The sequence below is a fragment of the Vibrio sagamiensis NBRC 104589 genome (assembly GCF_007990935.1).
Taxonomy (GTDB): Bacteria; Pseudomonadota; Gammaproteobacteria; order Enterobacterales; family Vibrionaceae; genus Vibrio; species Vibrio sagamiensis.
This window is the reverse complement of the sequence record NZ_BJXJ01000010.1, coordinates 1-20,578: the sequence shown is the minus strand read 5'-3', so window position 1 is coordinate 20,578 and position 20,578 is coordinate 1. Positions and strand designations below refer to the sequence as shown.

Genomic DNA, 20,578 nt, shown 5'->3' with positions numbered 1-20,578 from the left:
ATGGAAGATAATCAACAAAGAGGTATGATTGCCTATTTTGCTAATAACCCTGTTGCGGCTAACTTAATGATGGTATTTATTATCATTATGGGAGTTGTCAGTTATCAACTTATTCAGCGTCAAATATTTCCAAATATCGAAATTAACTACATTAATGTTAGTGCTTATTACCCAGGTGCGTCGCCACAAGAAATTGAAGAAGGAATTCTGATAAAGGTTGAAGAATCACTCAAAGATGTGACTGGCATAAAACAAATTGTCTCTAATGCCTCGCGAGGTAGCGCCCATGTTGAAATAGAAGTTGATACCCATGCTGATATCAAACGAGTATTAGATGATGTGAAGCAGAAAGTTGACACTTTATCTAATATGCCTGTTGGAATGGAACCGATCAATGTTTATCAAATTGAATGGCGGCAAGATGTTATCCAAATGGGATTAGCGAGTGATCGATCTCTTGAAGAGCTTAAGCCAATAGCACAAAAAATTGAAGAAGAATTGCTTCAGCTTAATAACGTGATGCTGGTTGAACTCGATGCACCTGAAGAAGAAATTGCGATTGAAGTTGATCCTCTGATATTACGAAAATATGATTTAACTTTAAATGATGTTAGCCAAGCCATCAGTCGATATTCAGCAAATTTTTCAGCTGGTGAGGTAAAAACAAATTCAGGAATCATATCCGTTCGGATAGAAAATCAGCATTATCGTGGGCAAGAGTTCCGCAATATTCCTGTTAAGTTTGGGGTTAATGGCGCTAAAGTTTTACTACAGGACATCGCTATTATCAAAGACGGATTTACGGAAGGTGAAAAATACAGCAAATACTCAGGGAAAAATATGCTGTCTCTTGCCGTTAAAGCAACCAAAGAACAAAATATTATCCCAGTTGCAGAATCTGTTCATCGATATATTGAAGCCAAAAATAAGCAGCTTCCTGATGATATAAAACTGAATGTCATAGCCGATTATACTTATTATCTAAATGGCCGCCTTGACATGATGTGGAATAACTTGTTTCAAGGGGCGATTTTAGTCGCTATTATGCTGTCAATATTCCTGCGTTTTCGTTTAGCAATGTGGGTAATGATTGGTTTACCTGTTTGCTTCTTAGGGGCGATTATGATGATGCCTGTACTGGGTATCTCCGTCAATATTATTTCTCTGTTCGCGTTTATTATGGTGTTAGGGATCGTTGTTGATGACGCCATCGTTATGGGTGAAAGTGCTTACAGTGAGATTGAAAAAAATGGCGGCGGAATTAATAACATTATCACTGGAGTGAAACGGGTGGCTACTCCTGCGACTTTTGGTGTCTTAACGACTATCGCAGTATTTGCTCCTTTCTTATTTTCTAGTGGTATCGATGGTTCCTTTTTTTACAGCATCGCTGGGGTAGTCATTTTATGTTTAGTGTTCAGCTTGATTGAGTCAAAGTTGATCTTGCCTGCACATTTAGCGCATACAAACTTTAAACCAATTAAAGTGGGTGGATGGCGTGACCGTTTCAACCAACGCTTCCTTAGTTTTGTGCAGGGGCCATATCGACGTTGTGTTGAACTATGTACACATTGGCGTTGGACGATATTTACTGCTTTTAGTGGACTCTTATTGATCAGTATTGCTTTGATTGTTGCGGGCTATGTCAGAATTGTACCTAACCCGAAAGTACCGACGGACTTCCCAAGTATTACAATAGAGATGAACGATACGGCCTCAAATACCCAAATGATAAAGGCGCTGAAACTCATTGAAAATGTTGTTCAAAAAGTTGAGAGTGAACTAATTGAAAAATACGGACAAGGTATGGTTCGTGATGTGTTGTCTTTGAATCAAACTCGAGTTAAAGGTATGGTTTTAGCTCCATTAGTTGATGAAGAGCAACGCTTGTTTGATGCTTTCGAGTTGACTCGTCGTTGGCGAGAAGCAATGCCAACTATTCCTGGAGTGAAAAGTATAAAGATTCGTGACCAAACAGCAGGTGGTGATGGTGATGAATTCGGCTATCTTCTTTTTGGTCCAGATATCAATCAACTCAATCAAGCAGGCCGTGAGTTAATTAACCAACTTCAGCAGCAAGATGGTCTTTATGATATCTCTTCATCCATTGATTCCGGTAGTCAAGAAGTTCTACTTTCACTCAAACCTATTGCTTACGACCTTGGGCTTGATCTCAACATGATTGCGATGCAAGTCGGGGGCAGCTTCTATGGTGGTGAGGCACAAAGGTTACTGCGAAATGGGGAAGAAATTAAGGTCATGGTACGTTACCCTAAACTTACCCGTGAGGCTTTTTCATCGCTTCGTTATACAGTTATCACAACACCGATAGGCCAGAAAGTCATGCTGGGTGATGTTGTTGAGATAGATCAGCAAGCTGGAGTTAGCTCGATACGACGTGAAGATGGCTATCAAACCGTTTATGTCTATGGGTCTATTGATGAGGAAAAAATAGAGCCGCAAAAGGTGGTTACTATTATTGATGAGGAGATCTTACCTGGGCTTAAAAAGCTTTTTCCAAATGTGAAAACACAGCTCGGAGGGGACGTAGAAGAACAAGCTGCTCAGCAAAATGAACAAATATTATTCTTCCTTGCAGGTATGATTATTGTTTATATTTTATTGGCTGTACCTTTGAAGAGTTACACTCAACCATTAATTGTAATGTCTGTTATACCGTTTAGTTTGACAGGAGCGATATGGGGACATTTCTGGTTGGGCTTAGATATTAGCTTAATGTCGACCTTTGGCTTAATTGCAGCAGCTGGTGTGGTTATCAATGATTCGTTAGTATTGACTGATTATGTTAACCAAGTACGTGAAAAAGGTATGGATATCAAGCAAGCAGTTGTTGAAGCAGGTTGCGCTCGTTTTAGAGCGATAACTTTGACATCAATTACCACGTTTGCTGGAGTACTGCCCATTATGTTTGAAACTAGTTTACAAGCTAAGTTTGTTGTTCCAATGGCTGTAGCGTTGGGATTTGCGGTTTTGTTTGCTACTTTTCTGACTTTACTATTAGTGCCTTGTTTATACTTGATGCTTGACGATATAAAGTTTGTTTTGAAAGTGATTAAAGGTTTTTTAAAAAAACTCTTTATGAAAAAAGTTCGCTTCATTGGTAGGAAAGTTAATAGAATATAGGGTCAAAAAATAAAATCGTTTGAGGCCAAAAGTTTGCCTGATTAAGTTATGGGCAAAGTATGTAAGAAAAGCACTAATAATAAAAAAGCAGCTATAATGCTGCTTTTTTATTATTTTAACGATTTAAATATAACCCAATTGATAATAGCAGTATTATTATATTTATGATTGTTCAAGGTCACATTAATATTGTTTAGTACTCACTTTTTATTTAAGTCATGTCTAGAGTTGATCATGTCTAAATAAATTGGAGCATTAACAATGCGCATTCTGACAATTACTTATATTATTTCAATGGTTATGTGTTTATATTCTTCCTTCAGCCAAGCGCATGATGATGGTAGCTATCTACATGATACGCAAAACCCAATTTGGTATAGCGACTGGATGCAAAGCATTGATGACAGAGTGCTTATTCGTGAAATGAGTATTCCTGGTACACACAATTCAGCTTCATTTTTGGGAGGAGATATCGTTATTACGCAGACGCTTCCTATCGATGAACAGTTACGTTCTGGAATACGTTTTCTGGATATTCGATTAAGGCAAGTTGAAAACGTACTGGCTGTTCACCATGGCAGTGTTTTTCAGCAAAGAATGTTTGGAAATGTTTTAAACCATGTACGCGACTTTCTGATTGAGCATCCCACTGAAACGGTTTTAATGAGAGTTCGTAATGAATATAGGGGTGAAAATAATAATGAACGATTTGACGAAACCTTTTTAAGATACGTAAATCGATACCGCGCATTATTTTGGGCTGGTGATAATGAGTCTCCAAGCTTGGGTGAAGTAAGAGGAAAATTAGTGATACTGCAAAACTTTGCTAGTCTGCCTGAGCATCGTACGGGTTTATTGTACAACTCGTTTAAAATACAAGATGCTTGGAAGATTGATTCTAATTGGGCTCTTTACTCAAAATGGGAAAAGATAAAATTTCACTTTGACTGGGCGCAGGAGCAATTAACACAGGGTAAAAACAAAGGTTCTATCAACTATTTAAGTGCTTCTGTTGGTAGTTTCCCATATTTTGTTGCTAGTGGGCATAGTACGCCAGATACTGATGGCGATCGTTTGTTTACCGGGGTTCTCACGTCGGACAACACAATATTTACAGATTTTCCAAGATTGTGGTGTATGGGTATATTTTGCGTTATTGGCTTTGAAGGAACTAACACATTGGCTGCAAATTATATTGAGGGAAATAACATCACGTTTGCAGGTATCGTTGCTGCTGATTTTCCCGGGCCTAAGTTAATATCCAGTATTATTGCCCTAAACTACGCACCTTAATCTGACTTGGAAAGTTCGAATGATTGGCGGTGGAGATTGGCCAAGAATCGTGCTAGTTCGATAGTGTTTTGTAGATTAACTAACTATACCCAAGTGACTTCAAGATGCTTGATTCAGAGCGAGGTCACTGAGTCGAATTCAAGGAAGACAACGAAGCGGAATAGCCAGCTCTTTCCAAGTTGTCTGACGCAAGAAGTCGGCTCAGTGACTCGCTCCCAAAGGGCGAGCGACCTTAACTCTCAGACTTTGTTAACGATTCTCAATGTAGAGCCACTATATCTTCGAATCGTTGCCGCGCCTGAGAGTTAAGGTCATCTCGCTGAACGCAGCATCTTGAGGTTACTTGGGTATAGAGTACTCTATGCCAAAATCGTCAATCGCAATTTTGCAGCCAAGTTGTCCTAACCACAATTAATAAGTCATGAGTTGAGATTTATACCTTATACCCAAGTGACTTCACCCTCTAGAAGCGGGTCACTTGGGTACGCTGCGTTTTATCGTTACTGAACAGAAACGTCAAGTTGATCTAGGACGGATGGGAAACCCCAGCCATTTTGGCCCTCTTTGACGCTTTCGCCCGTAAGGTATTCAAAGATTGTCGGCGCCAGCGAACCATTGGCAACAGAAGTTAGTGGAGTCACATTGTCACCAATTGGAGCGCCCCAGAACCCTAAGAAAGCATCTTTTTCAAGGTAGCTTTCTCCAGCATGACGACCAGGAACCATGGTATTAAACCCAATGCCTTCGACTGGGAATAAGTTAATGGTACCTGCGCGGTCCTCCTCATAGAGTTTGGCGAGCTGAATGACAGAATCAGGTCGTGGTGTAAAGTGAGTGAGCTCTCTCCACTCATGACCATTACACCATGTTGAAGTATCTTCTCGTTTAGCTTGATGAAGACATTTTTGCAGCAAGGCTGCAAAACGGTCGAGTTCACGTGGGTTAGGTTGAGGTAAGTATGGATTGAGTTGCTGAACTTCTAGTAAATGAGTTTCACCAGAGTCTTTGTTCGCATTCCCGTAGAAGTAACGCCCTTGCTTATGGCTAATGATCTCGTCATGACGTTTTCCATTTCGTTTAGCACTCAAACGAACAGAACATTGATTAAGGTCGCAAGCTGTTTCTCGCACAACCAAGTAATCGAGAGTACCATCAAGATCGTTGATGGTTTCGGAAATAATATCGACCGATGCTTTACCTGTGTGGTTAATTGGCTGCCAGTTAATCAGCTCACTGTAGATAGGTTGCACTTCCCACCCATGGCGAGAATTAAACAGATCCATCATAAAGTTCCCTCCAGCAGTGGAGGCGACGATGACATCCATATCATTATTGCTGGGGTAATTTAGAGCGTTGGTTATTTTTGGGCCTTCGCCTTCATCGGAAGAAATCTTCTTGATATTAAGTGCATAACCCAGCTTTTCAGCCAGTGGTTTGAATATCACTTTTTCAGGATTAAGTGTGTGATAAACAGGCGTTAAACCATGATCTCCTGCCATTCCCCACAATGTTTGCTGATAAACGCCAGCTTTTTTGTAAGCCCCTTCGATTTGTCGGAGCCAATAATCGAGCCTGTTGAGTTCACCGCTTGGCATGATCACTTCGTCACTGAACGGCCCATAAAAGTGGGCAAAGTGATCGGGCCATGGGTTATAAATCAATGTGTAGTCAGGCATTCCTTGACCATCTAACTGAGCCAGTTTTTCTAGATCTTGTTGGATCACCCATTTGCGGCTTAGTTTAGTTAAAAACTGCCATCCGGATAGAGCTTGGTAGCCTTGAATATCTTGAATCAGCTGTTGACGCATTTTGCTCAGCTTTTGTTCGGTTTCAGCGCGTTGCGTCAGTTCTCTTAGGCAGCGTTTCTCACCAAAGTCTCTTAAGCTTTCTCCCACTCCCAAGTTCACTAATCCGTCGTAGCTAGTGTGTGCATTCCAATCATATTGGGCATTACAGTTGAGTGTTTTTAAGTGAACAAGCCTATCAAACATAGTCTCAACTTGATTTTCTTGAAGAAGTTTGTCGAGCTGTAAAGCGTCATTGCCGAAAAAGTAATAGGCTCTGTCAGCGTTACGGTCGATGAAATGAAAGTTAGGAATGCCAGTCCCTTTGTGACCAGAAACCTTTGCCCCTGTTTTTACTATAGGCAGATTTCTTACGCTTATTGTCGGAGTTGAAGAGATACCCACTCGAGTAATAGATGGTTTGTAGTCTTGGTACAACTGCTTAAAAAAGGGCAGATAAAGCGGGTCATCATAATTTTGAGAGGCTAACGCTTTCAGAAAATCAACAGATTGTTGCTGCTCTGGAGTGGCACTTGATTTGGGTGGGTAGAGGTGAGTAAAATGATCATGCCGTTGATTCACCTGATCCAAAAAAGGTGTATTTGGGTCAACGAGACCTTCGAGTAATCCTTGCTGCAGGCCATCCACAACAATTTGCACTCCAAATCGACGATTTTGCTGTGACTGTAAAAAAGCGAGCACTTTTTCTGGTTGTTCATCGAATGTTGTTTGCAACCACTGATCCAGCTTTTGCTGTTTTTCATCTTGATACACAAATTGACGATATCCTTTTAAGACATTTAAGCGCACAAAATCAATCAGTGTTATCGTCAGAGCTTGCGCTTTATTGTTCGGCTTAGAAAGGTTCTTCGGTTGATTATCTTCGATGATAGCCTCTACGGCATGCTTCATATCACCGTCAGCCATTCCTGATGCAGCTTGTTGCATTATGTTAATCACAATGGGCTGAATTTTTGCAACGAGCTCAAGATCCTCTTGGGATTGGCTCAAATAAGTGTAGTGATCGGGCAGTTGTTGTGTATCTTGCCATTGGCCTATTTGAAATAATGCATCATAGACTGTCACCATCGCTGCGATAAATTCATTATCAATCACCAGACCTTCTTGATGAGCTTGGTCTTTAGCGTGTTTTTTTTCTTCAAGTTGATGATCTTCATTTAGGCTAAATAACGCATGTTCAAATTGAGTCAGCGCCTTTTTATCGTATGTTTCCAGAAGGTAAGCTTTAAACTGATCTTTATCATCGAGCCCTGAGTAACGGTCATAAAACTGATAGAGAAAATACCCAAGGGGGATCGAGTAGGTTGGATCAGCAATTTGAGACATCACTCTGAGCTTAGTCTCTTTTTCAAGAGGTAATGTCGCTAGGTAAGCTTCTAAAGTCATCCCTCCAATCGTAAACAATGATAGATCCCGAGCAAAAGTTGTTGAGTAAGTGAGACTAGAGGCGACTTGGTTTTTTAAGATCTCAGTGGAATTAAAGACTGTACCGATGACCGGAGTCTCTCCGATAGATGCTTGGGCCGTTGCTATCGTCAATACACTTGATAGAACAGCAGGAAGAACATAACGTTTTGACCAACTCATTAATTTACCTATTCTTATTACAAAGATTAAGACCAGTTTGGCACCATGCTGATGAAGTGTGAATAGATAACGTGTGATAAGCCTCCGATATCTGGAGAAAGAACAAATGGAGAAGTATTTAACCCACAGAGTTTTGAATTAATTGGCCAAGAATTAAATCATCAATAAATCGATAAAACCCCGTAACCTGCTTAACGGTAAGCTTGATATAGAACGAATATGATAGTGCTCTATTGACGGATGATTATTGTACTGAAAATTAACATCATCATATTCATCTGGATGATTATTAGCTTGTGAGATTACTCAGCCAGTTAACGTCAATAAACTCAATCTATTAATGGCATTTTGAAATGTCGAGATCAAGTGAGGTTAAAAATGAAAAGCAGTTGGAAAAAGATATTATCTTTCGGGCTATTAAACATCGTATATTCTCATTTTGGATTAGCGTCTGAAGAAGGAAACTTAGTGTACGATGCCAATACTAATTCATGGAGTTATCCATACGTTACTATTGATAACTCTACGGCTTATCACGTGTCTGGCGAAGTGGATTTTGCTGTCTGTTTACAGAGTTCATTTGTGGTCAATGCAAGCCATAAATGGGTGGATGATAGTCGAGGAATCTGTCTTGTTACTAAAGTAACAGCGACAGTTGCAACGGATGATGGAAATGTTGAAGCTAAGCCATATATTTCTTCAGGTACTTCATTTAGTCATTTTGCAGTCATTCACCGAAATGGTGGCTATGAAGTGACAAGAGTAGTCAATTAGAACTTTGGTGAGCTTAAAAATCACTTATGTAACAATAGCATGTGTGCTAGGTTAATTTGAAAAGCCGCGTAATAGCAAGCGTCACTTTGATGCAGTGCATTAAAATGCATTGTTTTATTTTATAAAATTATGAACAAGCATCACTTTAATGAATTGTTTTGATGGATCTGTTATTTTAATTAAGTTAACTTTAATTCGAATTGTTAATAAGAGGTTGAAAATGAAAGGATTAAAGTTTTTTGCGGCTTTTTCTGCACTGGTGTGTTTACAAGCTGAAGCGAATATAACCGTTGTGGATATTACTGGTTCATCACCGCAATCAGTAAAAGATGAATATGAAGTAACATTTGAAGTTCAGAAAGGAATGGAGCAGGATGGTTTCAATCTGCATTACTGTAATATACTTCCAAGAGTATATATTCAGCAAGATCCGGATGGGATACATAGCCAGGCACAATGTTTCTATTCTAAACCAGGTGAATTACCTTCTGATGAATCAGAAATTGCTCAATGGGCACTGGATATTTCATATGATCCTCAAACTGAACTCTTTGGTGCTGCAAATGAATATACGCATTATTACCAAAGTAAAATATATACGCTTGAGCCAGAGCAACTTTTAGAAGTTGGACCACACTACATTAGTAAACGTAATGAACTCCAAGCTTCAGGAATGAATGTTGGAGAGTGTAAAATCCAGCAGGTTTACTACTTCGCTAGACCTACTGAGAATATCTACCTATCTCACATAGCTCTTTGTAATGTATCTCAGGTTGATGGTACTCCTAATGGCCAATTGGCTCTTGAAATTAACTTTACTCAAGATCGTCAGTCGTACAGTGAAAAACGTATTGAGTTTGTTTCTCAATAATCATTTCCTTTGGTCATTAAGCTCGAGTCGCAGGTGCGACTCGAGTATATATTCTTACATAGAGCGTCTGATCACCCAATGTCCACTCCATATATCACACTATATAAACAAGTTATTTGCTACTTTCTGTTATTAATAAATGTCTAAATTCCTCATTGATTCATTTTTTTGAAAATAATAACCACAAATATCCAGTGTTATAGAATTTTTTCCCAAAATAAGTGTTAATTAAAACTAAATGATAAAGTTTTTCTAAAGGTAAGCTTCTAAAATGTGGCACATTAATCTGGTAATAAAAACCAGGATCATGTTAACCCAATCAATAGTTGCTGCCATGAATTCTAAATCTTTTACGATACTGCTGTTTTTATCTGTGTGCCTTATTTGGGGAACCACTTGGTTCGCGATGGAGATAGCTCTACACTCAATACCACCTGTTTTCGCTACAGGGATGCGCTTTTTGCTTGCTGCCCCTCTACTAGTTGTAATGGCAAAACTATTTAAACAACCGTTACTTTTCCCCAAAGGTAAGCGCCGTTGGATCCTGATCGTCGCCGTAATGTATTTTGCTTTTCCATTCACATTAATGATTTACGGTGAGCAATATATTTCCTCTGGTTTGGCGTCAATTATTTTTGCAAATATGCCTGTTGCTGTGATGGTTATGTCTGGAATATTTCTTGGCTTACGTTTAGCAAAGCATCAAACATTTGGGTTGGTGATCGCTGTGGTGAGTTTATGCCTAATTTTAGGGAATGAGATGAAACTAGGTGGGGAAAATTATTTATTGGGTACATTGTCATTAGGATTGGCGGTATTAATGCATTCGGTGATGTATGTCTTTGTGCAAAAATTCTGTAAAGATGTCCCGGTATTAACCTATAATGCTATACCTTGTTTTATTGCTTCACTGCTGTTATTTGCTTTATCAGGGTTTTTGGAGCCAATTGACATCGCATCTTTTACTTCGGAATCAGTTTATGCTGTTGTTTATCTGGGGTTGGTCGCGAGTGTCGGTGGCATTGTGGCATATTTTAAATTAGGCCAAGTATCGACACCCTTTCAAGCATCTATTTGCTTTTTAATCTTTCCGTTAGTCGCATTGCTGTTATGTGCTTACGTTAATGATGAGGTACTATCCACTCAATCGATCTTACTGATGTTACCTTTAATGTTTGGTATTTTGCTGACTAAAACGCCAAAAACAGTGTTTCAGCGTCGTCCTAAAGCCGTTATTGCGGACTAATTCAAGCTCCATTGGTTAAGGAGAGCATCATGTTGTTCTCCTTATACTGCCTCTTTTGTTTTCTATCTCAACGTCATTGCTTATTTGGCTTTTATATCAACAGGGCTATGTGTTGTATTACTGATAAAATTAAGCTACAAATAGTAGAAATAATGCTTTTTTATAGTGTAGAATATGGTTCATATTAATACAGTTTAGTAACATTTACTTTGCTTAGTATTAAATGTTCTTTTTATACAATATTTTTATTTGAGCATTTTTATTTTAATAACTGGCAGAATAGGTTAGTAGCAGTTACTTGAAATGTGAGTAATGACCTTCAGGTTAGTGGGCTGCGTGCGTGGCTAGAGAATAAAATAGAAGAAGGGGACACGTGAATCGCCCCTCGACTAGAGCTTAGATATTACACTTTTGGTTTGGCCGCCGATCAGTAATATTGAAGCTTTTTGGTGTTACGAGTAGCTGGCTGTTAGTTTTGTTCCTTACGTTCTTTATGACTAACAGTTTTTGTAACCATAACCTGAGGTTTCTCTCAGGTTTTTTTCTATTTGTTGGCCTGTGAGCCTGATTTTACGTAAGAGAAAATGAGTAAGGTGTGTATTTACACTCAAAATCACAGATACATCAAGTAGTGGTTTATTATACCATGTGTTTTTTGAGGATATGAAATGCTTAAAATGACCAAAAGTGTTTCAAATCATGAATCTTTCGGCATCGATCTCTAGACTGCAAAGAAAAGTTGCAAGTGAAACCAATTCAATGGCGAATTAGTAAGTTCCTATGTCATAACTCAGTGGGTTGTATCTATCGAGTTAATACAAATTTTCTGCCATAAGCCTGATTGACAACAAACTTCCAACCAAGCGATAAGTGAACAATCGAATGTATCAATATTGAATGGTTATAAAAATGTCTAATCGAGGTTAGAGCGAATTGCTAGCCATTCCATAGCAGCATGATAATCATGAAAAGATTGAGCGTCCCCTGATATAAACCAACCACTCACTGTTGCGGCTAACTCTTGCCAGTGCTTATGACCATAAATGGCTAGACGATGTACTTTGAAATCTGTTTTCATGCCTAATCTAAAATCGTCCCATGCGGCTCTTGGTTCCCATCCTTCAAGCTCAGTGATGTCAGCCAGCATTCTGATGTTATTAGAGTGAATCCCTTTTAAACTGGCTTCGAGAATTGGGCTAATTATTTCGTAATCCTGATGGGTTAATTTGCCTTTCGCTTTAAAAACTAAAACTATTTGTGAATCTATTCGCTCAATTCCAAATGTTATGCCGTGACTTTTCATATTAATCTCCCTAGGGTTGTGATTCTAGATGTAGAGCTTAGAAGATAAAATCAGAGGAACATGAGAACATGTAAGCAAATTTAAAATTAATAAATTAAGATTTAGTGTCTTACGTCAAAAAAATAACTAGAACTCTCTGCTTGAAGGGGCGCAGCCAAGGTATTGTAAAAGAGTATATAGACTTTCCTGCTGAAGCGCGACACGTCGAAAAAGTTCAGCAAAAGTGGAATCACCACCAAAGCAAGCTTGGATGTAATGATTCATTTCATGGTTGTCATAGCCTTCTGCGTACATGGCGCGTACCCATTGGTATTCCACGGATTGTAAATCCATGAGCGTATTTTCATTAAGAGTGGTTTCTTTCACTGCGGGACCTTTGCTATTTTCAACACCCGGTTATTCCAAAACTGCATCCAAGTGATTTCAAGATGCTTGATTCAGAACGATGTCTTCTTCAGAATTTGCTTAAAAATTGACACTCGATCAAGAATAAGTGGGCAACACCAGAAAATCATAGTTCGATTTAAGCAAACTATCGTGAAAGATTGATGACAACTTGGCATCGTTCTCTTTTTATCATGGAGAGGGAGTTCATTTATCTATAGCTGGTGGCTTAGGTATGATGATTCCCTCAATCATTCATTAAAAGTCACTAAGGGGCTGAAGCGACTTTGACCATGGGGGATTTTTTATCGGTTTTGACTTGTGCGAGTAAAACTCCCGCGATGACCAATAGTCCACCGATGAGATGATAGGTGTGTACTTTTTCACCTAGAATCGTTGCTGCGAGTGTTATTGAAATCACAGGCATGAGATTCATGAACATGGCACTAGAATCAGCTCCGATCAAATTGATTGATTTGATCCACATTAAAGGAGCAAAAATAGAGGCTGCGATACCAGCATAAGCAATAAGTGGGAGAGCATTCTGGCTTGGAAGTAGCTCATCACTGGTTAGCCAAAGTGGCAAAAGCATCACCAGCGTAAATCCACCTTGCATGTAGACGAGGATCATACTGCCAAATGGCATTTTCCAGCGTTTAAGTAACACACAATACAACGCATAACTTAGTGCAGCAAATAACATCAAAGTATCACCTTGAACCATATTTTGATGCACAAAATAAGTGATATTCCCCTGACCAAGCATAAACGCCAAGCCTAATAAAGAGATAATGCCTCCTGTTACACTGAGTGCGGAAATCGATTTGCCTAGCAAAGGTAGACTGAGAAATACGCTAAGTAATGGAACAAGAGATATAATGAGTACCATATTAGAAGCAGTTGTCGTCAGCCCGGCGTAATAACCCAAAGATTGATTAAGCACCATTCCTAACAAAGCAAGGAAAGCTAATTTTGCGAGATAGGGGCGAATAGCATTATATTCTTTGATGACACGAGGTAGACAGAAAGGGGTTAGTATAAGCATGGCAACAAACCAGCGATAAAAACTCATCGCACTTGGCTCAATTGCTTCTGCGGCCATTTTATTTATGATGGCATTTCCACCCCAGATAATAACGGTAAACAACGGAAGTAAATAGACCACAGCAATCTCACAAAGAATCATAGTGACGATAGTCTGTCAGGTCTTTATAATTATAAGTATCTATAATAAGACATAGTAAGTGATAGGAAGACAAGTTTGAAAAAGAATCGGCGGAATCTTCATCCCTCTTTATCGATCGAGCAGGCTCCATCGGATGTATTTATGAATTTTGAGGCCTTCCTATCGAATACAGAAACGCGTATCCACAGCCATAAATGGGGGCAATTGCAATTAATCAGTGGTGGAATTTTGGAGATGGAAGCTGAAGATACACGATTTTTGGCGCCACCTCATTTGGCTATTTGGGTGCCAGCTGGGGTTCGGCATACCAGTTATAATCGTAAGCCTCTTGAATATTGTTCACTTAATATTGCCCCTAAGTTGACAGAGTCTTTCCCCAACCAGACCAGTTTGATCAAAGTTACCCCGATTGTGTCTGCTATCGTAGAAGACTTTCGTCAACGCGGCATAAACATTGCTGCCAACCCAGAAGATAAACGCTTGGTACAAGTTTTGCTCGATCAACTGGCCACTCAAGATGTTGAACATCACTTTTTGCCGACAACAGACAATAAGTACCTTAAACCGATTCTAAAAGCCGTCGAGGAATCGCCTACTGATGATATCAGTCTGGCGGTGTGGGCAGAAAAGGTGCACACCACTGAGCGAACCCTTGCACGACATTGCCAAAGCGAACTCGGAATGAGCTTTACAGAGTGGCGTTTGCGAGTACGCTATTTATATTCCATGGAACTATTACGTAAAGGTCGACCAGTCAAAGAGGTAGCGTTAACGTTAGGCTATAACCAAGCAAGCCCATATATTGCTATGTTTAAAAAATACTCAGGAATGACACCTGAACAATACAAGAATCGCTTGCTTTAGTACTGTGCAGGAAGGTTAATTTTTCTTGTCGCTGAAACCATAAAGTGTCCAAAAAAACCATAAAGTGTCCTTTTAAAACCCTCGCCGAACAAAAATATCTTTAAGTTTGCTAGTGCAAAGAACCAAGGCTCGATTATGTGTGAAGGAAGCCTTGAAAGAGACTGTTGTTATCACTTTGAGTTCGACCCTAATGTGGTGAGTTTTGAATCGCAGCCTAGAGGCTTTTTCTATGACTTTGATGGAAAGCAGCTGCCTTACACCCCTGATTTCTTTGTTGTATATGATGATGGTTGCCACAGTTTCATGGAGATCAAACCCTATTCAAAAGCATTGAGTAAAGAATTTAAACTAAAGTTTCAGTCTAGAAAGCGAGCAGCAGAACTGCTTGGCTTTAACTCATTCACATTTAAATAATTCTATTTTGACTTAGTAAAACTAACTTGAGAAGCCAATCTTTAAGCGAATAATAAAACCCTAAAAAGCAGATTACCTATTATGAGTAATTTGTGACTCATCTCATATTTTTAGTCTATTTTACAAAATTGTACCTGAACCGAAATAACTGCCTATTTCGTCACTATCACTACCACTACCTAACAACTGGAATAACTGTTAATTCTTATACACTGGTTTATTTAGGCAGAGTGTCTTCTTTTCTTAATTAAGTCGTTTAAAATTATGATGTTACCATGTCTTGTTAAGCATCAGTTAAACAGGAACGGCATGGCGATGTCAAATAACAGCGATCTTACAATAGAAGTTAATTCTCGAATAGGATGGATCAGTGAAATTCACCCAGACTTAACCCGAGTTAAAATTGACTTTGAATCTAACCCTTTTGGTGAACCAATATGGGGCACTTTAGGACGAGCGTTCTCTAAATCGGACATAGAGCTAGCCATCGATAATAAACTTGACTGTCGCGTTGATTTCTTTGGCGGTGATATCAGCCTCCCTACCATCCTAGATATTTACACTTCCCTTTTAAATCAAGAACAAATCGTCTTTCGTGCAGAGCGGATGCGTATTGAAGGTGATGAGGAACTGACATTACGTTCAGGAGATGCCCAAATCACGATGACGGCCAGAAGTGGCACCATAAAAACAGAAGCAAAACACATAAACAGCACAGCTGAAAGAACTCAAAAGATTCAAGCCAAGAAAATCAATTTAAATTAATTAAAAAGAGAGGATAGGCATGGCCGTAACGATTGCAGCAAATGGATTAAGTATTGTACATAAAGATTCTGGGGGAGAGGCGAACGCGTCGGTCCCTGATGTGTGCTTAACCAAAGTTGGTAAGCCTGTTGTGCCTATTCCCTATGGTAATAACGCCAAATCATCGGATTTAGCGGGCGGGACAACGACGGTTACCGCAGATGGTGGTAACAGTATTGCGTTAAAAGACAGTACCTTTTCAAAAAGTACGGGGGATGCGGGAGGCGATAAAAAAGGGGTTTCTTCAGGTACCATTGAAGCAGAAGCAAAATTTATTTCAGCTTCCTCTACTGTTTTGTTTGAAGGCAAAGGCGTGGCACGCCAAACAGACCAAATGACAATGAATAAGGCCAATACCATGTGTTTTGGTGTGGAAAACCCGTCAGTGAGTGTGGAAGAAGATGTAGAAGAAACACACGATTTAGAGGTCTGTATTCGTTATCCCAACGGCAAACGTTTAACGAATGCTCCTTTTGAGCTGATTAACGAAGCGGGTGCTGTTGTTGGCTCTGGTACTCTTGATGGTCAAGGCAAAGCTATTGTGACAGGGCTTAAGCCGGACAAAGTAAAGTTGGTCGCACAAGAAAGTCAAGATGACTTGGTACTCAAACCCCTTCGCCGAGATAATCCTCATTATCAAGAATCAGTGTCAGATGAAGATTTTTTTGAATTAGCAACAAAAGGCCAGCGTGGATTCTGGCAACCGACTCGTGTCGAATCTTTTGGTACAGCATGGGGTTGCATGGGGCCAAATTTGAATGAGGATAAGTTTTTCCATGATGTCATGGAAACAGAGATAAAAATGCATTTCTCGCATTTTGATGCCTCCAGTAAATATGATTTTGACAAAGTATGTGCTTCTTCGTTGTGTCACCTTCGCCAACCGCTCCCTCATACTACTGAGTCTCTATTAGCTAAAACCATGCCTCATGCTCTTGAAGAGGGCGACATACTTTCTACTATTTTGTGCTTAGACCCTCGTGAAACATCGGATAGTATGTTGGGTTACATTCGTGGACTCGGAGAGGGTAATCCGCAAAGCTTTCTTGAAAAATATAACTGGGAAGCAGCCAAAAAAACGATGCAAAAGGAACTTGAATCCTTAGACAAAAAAGTTCGAGGCCGCTTAACCTATCTTCATGATGAAGCAAGTAAGGAATATGAATCTTTAGAAGAAGTCTTGTCCGAGCACCTCAATAAACTCGACGCCTATTCAAAAGCGAAAACAGAACAGATTTCCAACGCTTTTGCAAAGTTGGAAGCCAAGGCTAAAAAAATTCTTGAAAATATTGAGAATGTCAAAGTAACTCAAGAAGAGAGCCCGGTTTCTACGGAAAGTAAAACCGTGACTTCAACGGTTAACGCGCCAAACACCATAAAAACGGTGGAGCCTTACCTTGAAGAAATTCCCGGTGTGATTAAAAATGCCATTCCTATTTATCCTGTTCGTTATGGGTATGCGAATGTCTTTGATGAGATAATAGAAGCCCAAAACCCGCTAACTTTACCTGAAATGAAGGAGAAGCAAAATATTCAGGAGACTGGTGGTTACCTATTCAGATTATTAAGAGAAGGCTGGATATACATTAAAGAAGAGCGAGAAGGGAAAGTAAAGCCATTCCATATCTTTAAATATTCGCAAATAGCACTACCAAATGGTGTTCTTGAAAAGTTCGAAAAATACATTTTCACCAACAAAATAAATGCAAGTGGAGGGCTGACCCTAGACACCTCTTCAGGCAAAACATTTTACCCATGTCCATTTGTGAGCACCAAGGCTAAGAAAGTGTCTATCGCTTATTCTGCACATGAGTGGACTGTCGAGCTGATTGACAGCATCAATGATGATAAGAATAAAGAGCTGCGGGAAAAGACTATGCAGCAGATTGATGTCACCGAGTCTGAAACCGATTACAGCATAGAAGCGACACCAGAAAATCTAACCAAGCTGGTCGAAGACTATCGAATGAACGATAAAAAGTGGCTTGGATTAGAAGATAGTCAGGCTGAAGAATATGGGTTTGATTATCTTACTGCTGATCTCAGTTATCACCTTTCCCCCGAAGGGATCATTGAGAACATGTACAAAGGTAATAGTGAAAATAAAGGCGGCATCTTAGTTGCACTATTTGACCCTATTGGACGACAAGCGGACCTCGCATTTGCACTTACTCAGTTAACGGTCTGGGAAGAGCAAGATAAAGTACAAAAACGATACCCGAGAGGAATTGCACAAATTCTTAATCAGGCATTTCTAAGTGAAAAAGCGCCGGAGGAGATAAAAGAAGCCGCTCTAGAAAACCTGCATATAGAGGAGCTGAAGAAATTTAACAAAGAAACCGATAATATTAAAGCTTATTTCAAAGAACGGCGTATTGCCATACTTAACGTGTATCGTGCTTTTGCTTACCGGCAAGGGGATGACCAGGGTTTTGTCAATTCTATTGGTTCGTTAGATACTTATTTTAAGACATTTTTCGATATTAAGTCAGATAAACCAAAGGATCCGGTAAAAGAGGTAGAAGAAGTCGCCAGTGTGGTTACTGCAATTTTTGAAGGAGTGGGATCTTCAGTAGAAGGGCAAGATTTATTAGCAGATATGATGAATCAAGCTTATGAAACTGACGATGATCTAATCAAAGATTCAGAAAACAGTTATGGATTACCATTAGATTATGTTCAGAGAATACTTACTCAATGTCAGAATGGTGTTGCAACAGACTGGGGAGAGGCAACAAAAAGATTACTGGAAATATTTAAAAATCTCTATAATCATGCAGCGGCAGTAAATATTTATGGCCCAGGAGTATCCGAGACATTTCATACTAAACTGACTGGCTCATCGATAGAAAAAATTGTTAAGTCATTATTACCGATATTCTCCAAACGTATTTTTGGTTTTAGCCTCACAGGAAAAACCGTCAGTGTGCAAATGTCAGAACTATCATTAATACTTGGGGAGTTCATCAATCCTGGAGGTAAATCCCCTCGATATAATTGGGAAGATCCTAATCTTGATTGGGCTAAGAAGCTCTTGGCTCATAAAAATAAAATAGATAAGGCAAATGGAAATGGTCCAAGTTTAGAGGTTCCTGAAGTAGAACATCATGGCGCCGATGGTAAGAGCACATCAAGTGCTGGGGGGAACGCGGCATCATTCTTAGTTTCAGCGGTCGGAGCAGGTTGGTCGTGGTATATCAATGCGACAACATTACTTGGCTTTTTATCTGATGAGCGGTTTAAATCATCAGACCCACTTGCTGATCCTCATGGCGGATATTATGATTATTTACAGATAGTTTCAGCACTTACTGCAATAACGATAGACAGCGCTGCAGTAAGTGGTATGGCGCTGAAGGTTTACGAACGTTCCTTAAACAGTGCGAGGTTGGGAGCGACAGGAATACAAAAAATATTACCTGCAGCTTCAAAATCCGCTCAACTTAAAATTGCAACGTTTCTCTCTTCAAAAGTAGCCAACGGTCTTATTGCAACCGCAAACTTAGCGGTTGCTTTCACGGAATCCAGGCAAGCATACCTTGATTGGGAAAGTGGGAATGTAGGAGGGGCTATAGGGCATGGAACATTGGTATTATCTTCTTTATCTTTTGCTGCCGCTGGGGTTGGTGGGATAATATCTACATCTTCAGCCATTATCGGAGCACTGAATATTTTTGGCTTTGTCTTGCTTGTGATAGGTGGAACGTTGTTATGGTTATTTACTAAAAATAAAATAGAAAATTTACTGTTCAACTGTTTCTGGGGGAAAAGCAACGTTTATGGGTTTTGGAAGCATATATCAAATGAAGGAAAATTAGATTTAATCAAGCGTTTCGAATTGTCAAGTAGTATGGTAAAAAGTTTCCCATTACAAAAAGCATTTGAAATTGAAATGCAAGAGTTTAATAATCTATTATGTATGCCAAGTGTGGAAGTTGAGAGTTCTAGTAATTTTTTGAGTGGAAAAAAAACGGTAAGCTATCAATTTAAATTGCCTGGTTATATTACGGACGTTTCTGAAATATGTGGTTCAATACAAAGAGAATATACAGACGTACAGGAACTTCATATTGAAGATATGAATAAAATAAAATTTGATGATGAAGGAACCGAGGAATTTAAAAAAGCACTACAGCGAGCATTGAATGCTGCCCCGCGACATGAAAATGGAGGGCTGGTTCTTAACAAGGGAGTGTTAGAGCTAAACGTAGAAGTAACTTTAAATGTGTACTCGAAACTTTACTGGTATTATCAGCTCCAACCGGGTGTAATCACACCAAAGCGGATGTTAGAGTCAAATGGTCTAGCGAAAAAACCAATTATAGGCATGATAGATAAGAACTTAATCTGATGACAGAAAAAAATAGTAAAAGAAATAAATCGGGTATTTATGGTAAAGCCATAAAATTTATCGAGCTAAGAGACTGGCTTAATAAAACATTCACTATGGGAGCCTATGATGATCCAAAAAGCTCAATTAGCTTAGTGGACGACAAAACATTAGCAATATCTTCTCCTATGCATATTGCAAGATTTGTTTATATTGCCCCTTTTGTGTTGGCATTTTGGTGTGTATTTTTTTCTATCGGAAGTTCTATGTGGCCAAGCGAAGAAAATATCGAATTTGCTCGTGACATGGCCAGAATAAACCAGGAGAGTAGGGAAAGAGGTGAGTTAGTTGAAGAGCATCTCCTGTATTTCGAAGCTCTGCTTGGCGAAGATGGAAAGAGTTCACCAATAAATTATACAACCGCAATAATGAATTATGGCTCTGGAAGTATGAAAGAATGGCTTTATGAAGATTTTATTATATTGGGATTTATGTTTATAATTTCTTTAACCGCTACCATTCTTTTCCTTCGTATTCCACGAATGGCAGATCTCTATTTTGATCGTCAACGCC

Annotated in this window: 14 protein-coding genes; 10 read left to right on the top strand and 4 right to left on the bottom strand. The window is 39.3% G+C overall.

Annotation, left to right across the window (positions count from 1 at the left end):
• Nucleotides 1-3,144 carry an efflux RND transporter permease subunit gene (locus VSA01S_RS06390; protein ID WP_039982896.1) on the top strand — a complete coding sequence of 1,048 codons (3,144 nt, stop codon included), beginning with the start codon at nt 1-3 and terminating at the stop codon, nt 3,142-3,144.
• A 261-nt stretch (nt 3,145-3,405) separates the two neighbouring features.
• Entirely contained in the window at nt 3,406-4,437 is a 1,032-nt protein-coding gene (locus tag VSA01S_RS06385) for a phosphatidylinositol-specific phospholipase C (RefSeq protein WP_039982898.1), read from the top strand.
• Nucleotides 4,438-4,937: 500 nt separating this feature from the next.
• Here the strand turns inward: VSA01S_RS06385 and VSA01S_RS06375 are convergent, their stop codons facing one another.
• A complete protein-coding gene (locus tag VSA01S_RS06375) occupies nt 4,938-7,829 on the bottom strand; it encodes an alkaline phosphatase family protein (protein WP_039983374.1) in 2,892 nt (963 codons plus the stop codon).
• A gap of 378 nt (nt 7,830-8,207) precedes the next feature.
• Here VSA01S_RS06375 and VSA01S_RS06370 point away from each other — a divergent pair, with 378 nt between their 5' ends.
• The 3 genes from VSA01S_RS06370 to VSA01S_RS06360 all read left to right on the top strand — a co-directional run bounded on the left by VSA01S_RS06370 (nt 8,208) and on the right by VSA01S_RS06360 (nt 10,720).
• Complete coding sequence (locus tag VSA01S_RS06370; RefSeq protein ID WP_050567469.1) at nt 8,208-8,603, top strand: hypothetical protein; 396 nt, start codon at nt 8,208-8,210, stop codon at nt 8,601-8,603.
• A gap of 220 nt (nt 8,604-8,823) precedes the next feature.
• A complete protein-coding gene (locus VSA01S_RS06365; RefSeq protein ID WP_039983372.1) occupies nt 8,824-9,474 on the top strand; it encodes a hypothetical protein in 651 nt (216 codons plus the stop codon).
• A 334-nt stretch (nt 9,475-9,808) separates the two neighbouring features.
• Nucleotides 9,809-10,720, top strand: a complete 912-nt coding sequence (locus VSA01S_RS06360) for a DMT family transporter (protein WP_039983382.1) — start codon at nt 9,809-9,811, stop codon at nt 10,718-10,720.
• A gap of 913 nt (nt 10,721-11,633) precedes the next feature.
• Here VSA01S_RS06360 and VSA01S_RS06355 read toward each other — a convergent pair.
• The 3 genes from VSA01S_RS06355 to VSA01S_RS06345 all read right to left on the bottom strand — a co-directional run bounded on the left by VSA01S_RS06355 (nt 11,634) and on the right by VSA01S_RS06345 (nt 13,572).
• Entirely contained in the window at nt 11,634-12,029 is a 396-nt protein-coding gene (locus VSA01S_RS06355) for a SpoIIAA family protein (RefSeq protein ID WP_039983370.1), read from the bottom strand.
• A gap of 120 nt (nt 12,030-12,149) precedes the next feature.
• Nucleotides 12,150-12,356, bottom strand: coding sequence for a hypothetical protein (locus VSA01S_RS06350; RefSeq protein WP_050567470.1), 207 nt, complete (start codon nt 12,354-12,356; stop codon nt 12,150-12,152).
• 319 nt (nt 12,357-12,675) lie between these two features.
• The gene (locus VSA01S_RS06345) at nt 12,676-13,572 is read right to left on the bottom strand and encodes a DMT family transporter (protein ID WP_039983380.1); all 897 of its coding nucleotides are present in this window, start codon (nt 13,570-13,572) and stop codon (nt 12,676-12,678) included.
• 96 nt (nt 13,573-13,668) lie between these two features.
• Here VSA01S_RS06345 and VSA01S_RS06340 point away from each other — a divergent pair, with 96 nt between their 5' ends.
• The 5 genes from VSA01S_RS06340 to VSA01S_RS06320 form a co-directional block, all read left to right on the top strand.
• Nucleotides 13,669-14,457 carry an AraC family transcriptional regulator gene (locus tag VSA01S_RS06340; RefSeq protein ID WP_039983366.1) on the top strand — a complete coding sequence of 263 codons (789 nt, stop codon included), beginning with the start codon at nt 13,669-13,671 and terminating at the stop codon, nt 14,455-14,457.
• A gap of 135 nt (nt 14,458-14,592) precedes the next feature.
• The gene (locus tag VSA01S_RS06335; RefSeq protein WP_227739668.1) at nt 14,593-14,871 is read left to right on the top strand and encodes a TnsA endonuclease N-terminal domain-containing protein; all 279 of its coding nucleotides are present in this window, start codon (nt 14,593-14,595) and stop codon (nt 14,869-14,871) included.
• 309 nt (nt 14,872-15,180) lie between these two features.
• The gene (locus VSA01S_RS06330) at nt 15,181-15,636 is read left to right on the top strand and encodes a hypothetical protein (RefSeq protein ID WP_050567468.1); all 456 of its coding nucleotides are present in this window, start codon (nt 15,181-15,183) and stop codon (nt 15,634-15,636) included.
• Between the two features lie 19 nt (nt 15,637-15,655).
• On the top strand, nt 15,656-20,026 hold the full coding sequence (locus VSA01S_RS06325) for a PAAR-like domain-containing protein (RefSeq protein WP_039983364.1): 4,371 nt from the start codon (nt 15,656-15,658) through the stop codon (nt 20,024-20,026).
• A partial coding sequence (locus tag VSA01S_RS06320; RefSeq protein ID WP_147052679.1) for a hypothetical protein occupies nt 20,026-20,578 on the top strand: 553 nt, incomplete at its 3' end. The genes VSA01S_RS06325 and VSA01S_RS06320, both read left to right, overlap by 1 nt.

Coding starts and splice junctions, on each gene's coding strand:
- VSA01S_RS06390 (WP_039982896.1), top strand. CDS start 1: ATGGAAGATAATCAACAAAGAGGTATGATTGCCTATTTTGCTAATAAC.
- VSA01S_RS06385 (WP_039982898.1), top strand. CDS start 3,406: ATGCGCATTCTGACAATTACTTATATTATTTCAATGGTTATGTGTTTA.
- VSA01S_RS06375 (WP_039983374.1), bottom strand. CDS start 7,829: ATGAGTTGGTCAAAACGTTATGTTCTTCCTGCTGTTCTATCAAGTGTA.
- VSA01S_RS06370 (WP_050567469.1), top strand. CDS start 8,208: ATGAAAAGCAGTTGGAAAAAGATATTATCTTTCGGGCTATTAAACATC.
- VSA01S_RS06365 (WP_039983372.1), top strand. CDS start 8,824: ATGAAAGGATTAAAGTTTTTTGCGGCTTTTTCTGCACTGGTGTGTTTA.
- VSA01S_RS06360 (WP_039983382.1), top strand. CDS start 9,809: ATGAATTCTAAATCTTTTACGATACTGCTGTTTTTATCTGTGTGCCTT.
- VSA01S_RS06350 (WP_050567470.1), bottom strand. CDS start 12,356: ATGGATTTACAATCCGTGGAATACCAATGGGTACGCGCCATGTACGCA.
- VSA01S_RS06335 (WP_227739668.1), top strand. CDS start 14,593: ATGTGTGAAGGAAGCCTTGAAAGAGACTGTTGTTATCACTTTGAGTTC.
- VSA01S_RS06330 (WP_050567468.1), top strand. CDS start 15,181: ATGGCGATGTCAAATAACAGCGATCTTACAATAGAAGTTAATTCTCGA.
- VSA01S_RS06325 (WP_039983364.1), top strand. CDS start 15,656: ATGGCCGTAACGATTGCAGCAAATGGATTAAGTATTGTACATAAAGAT.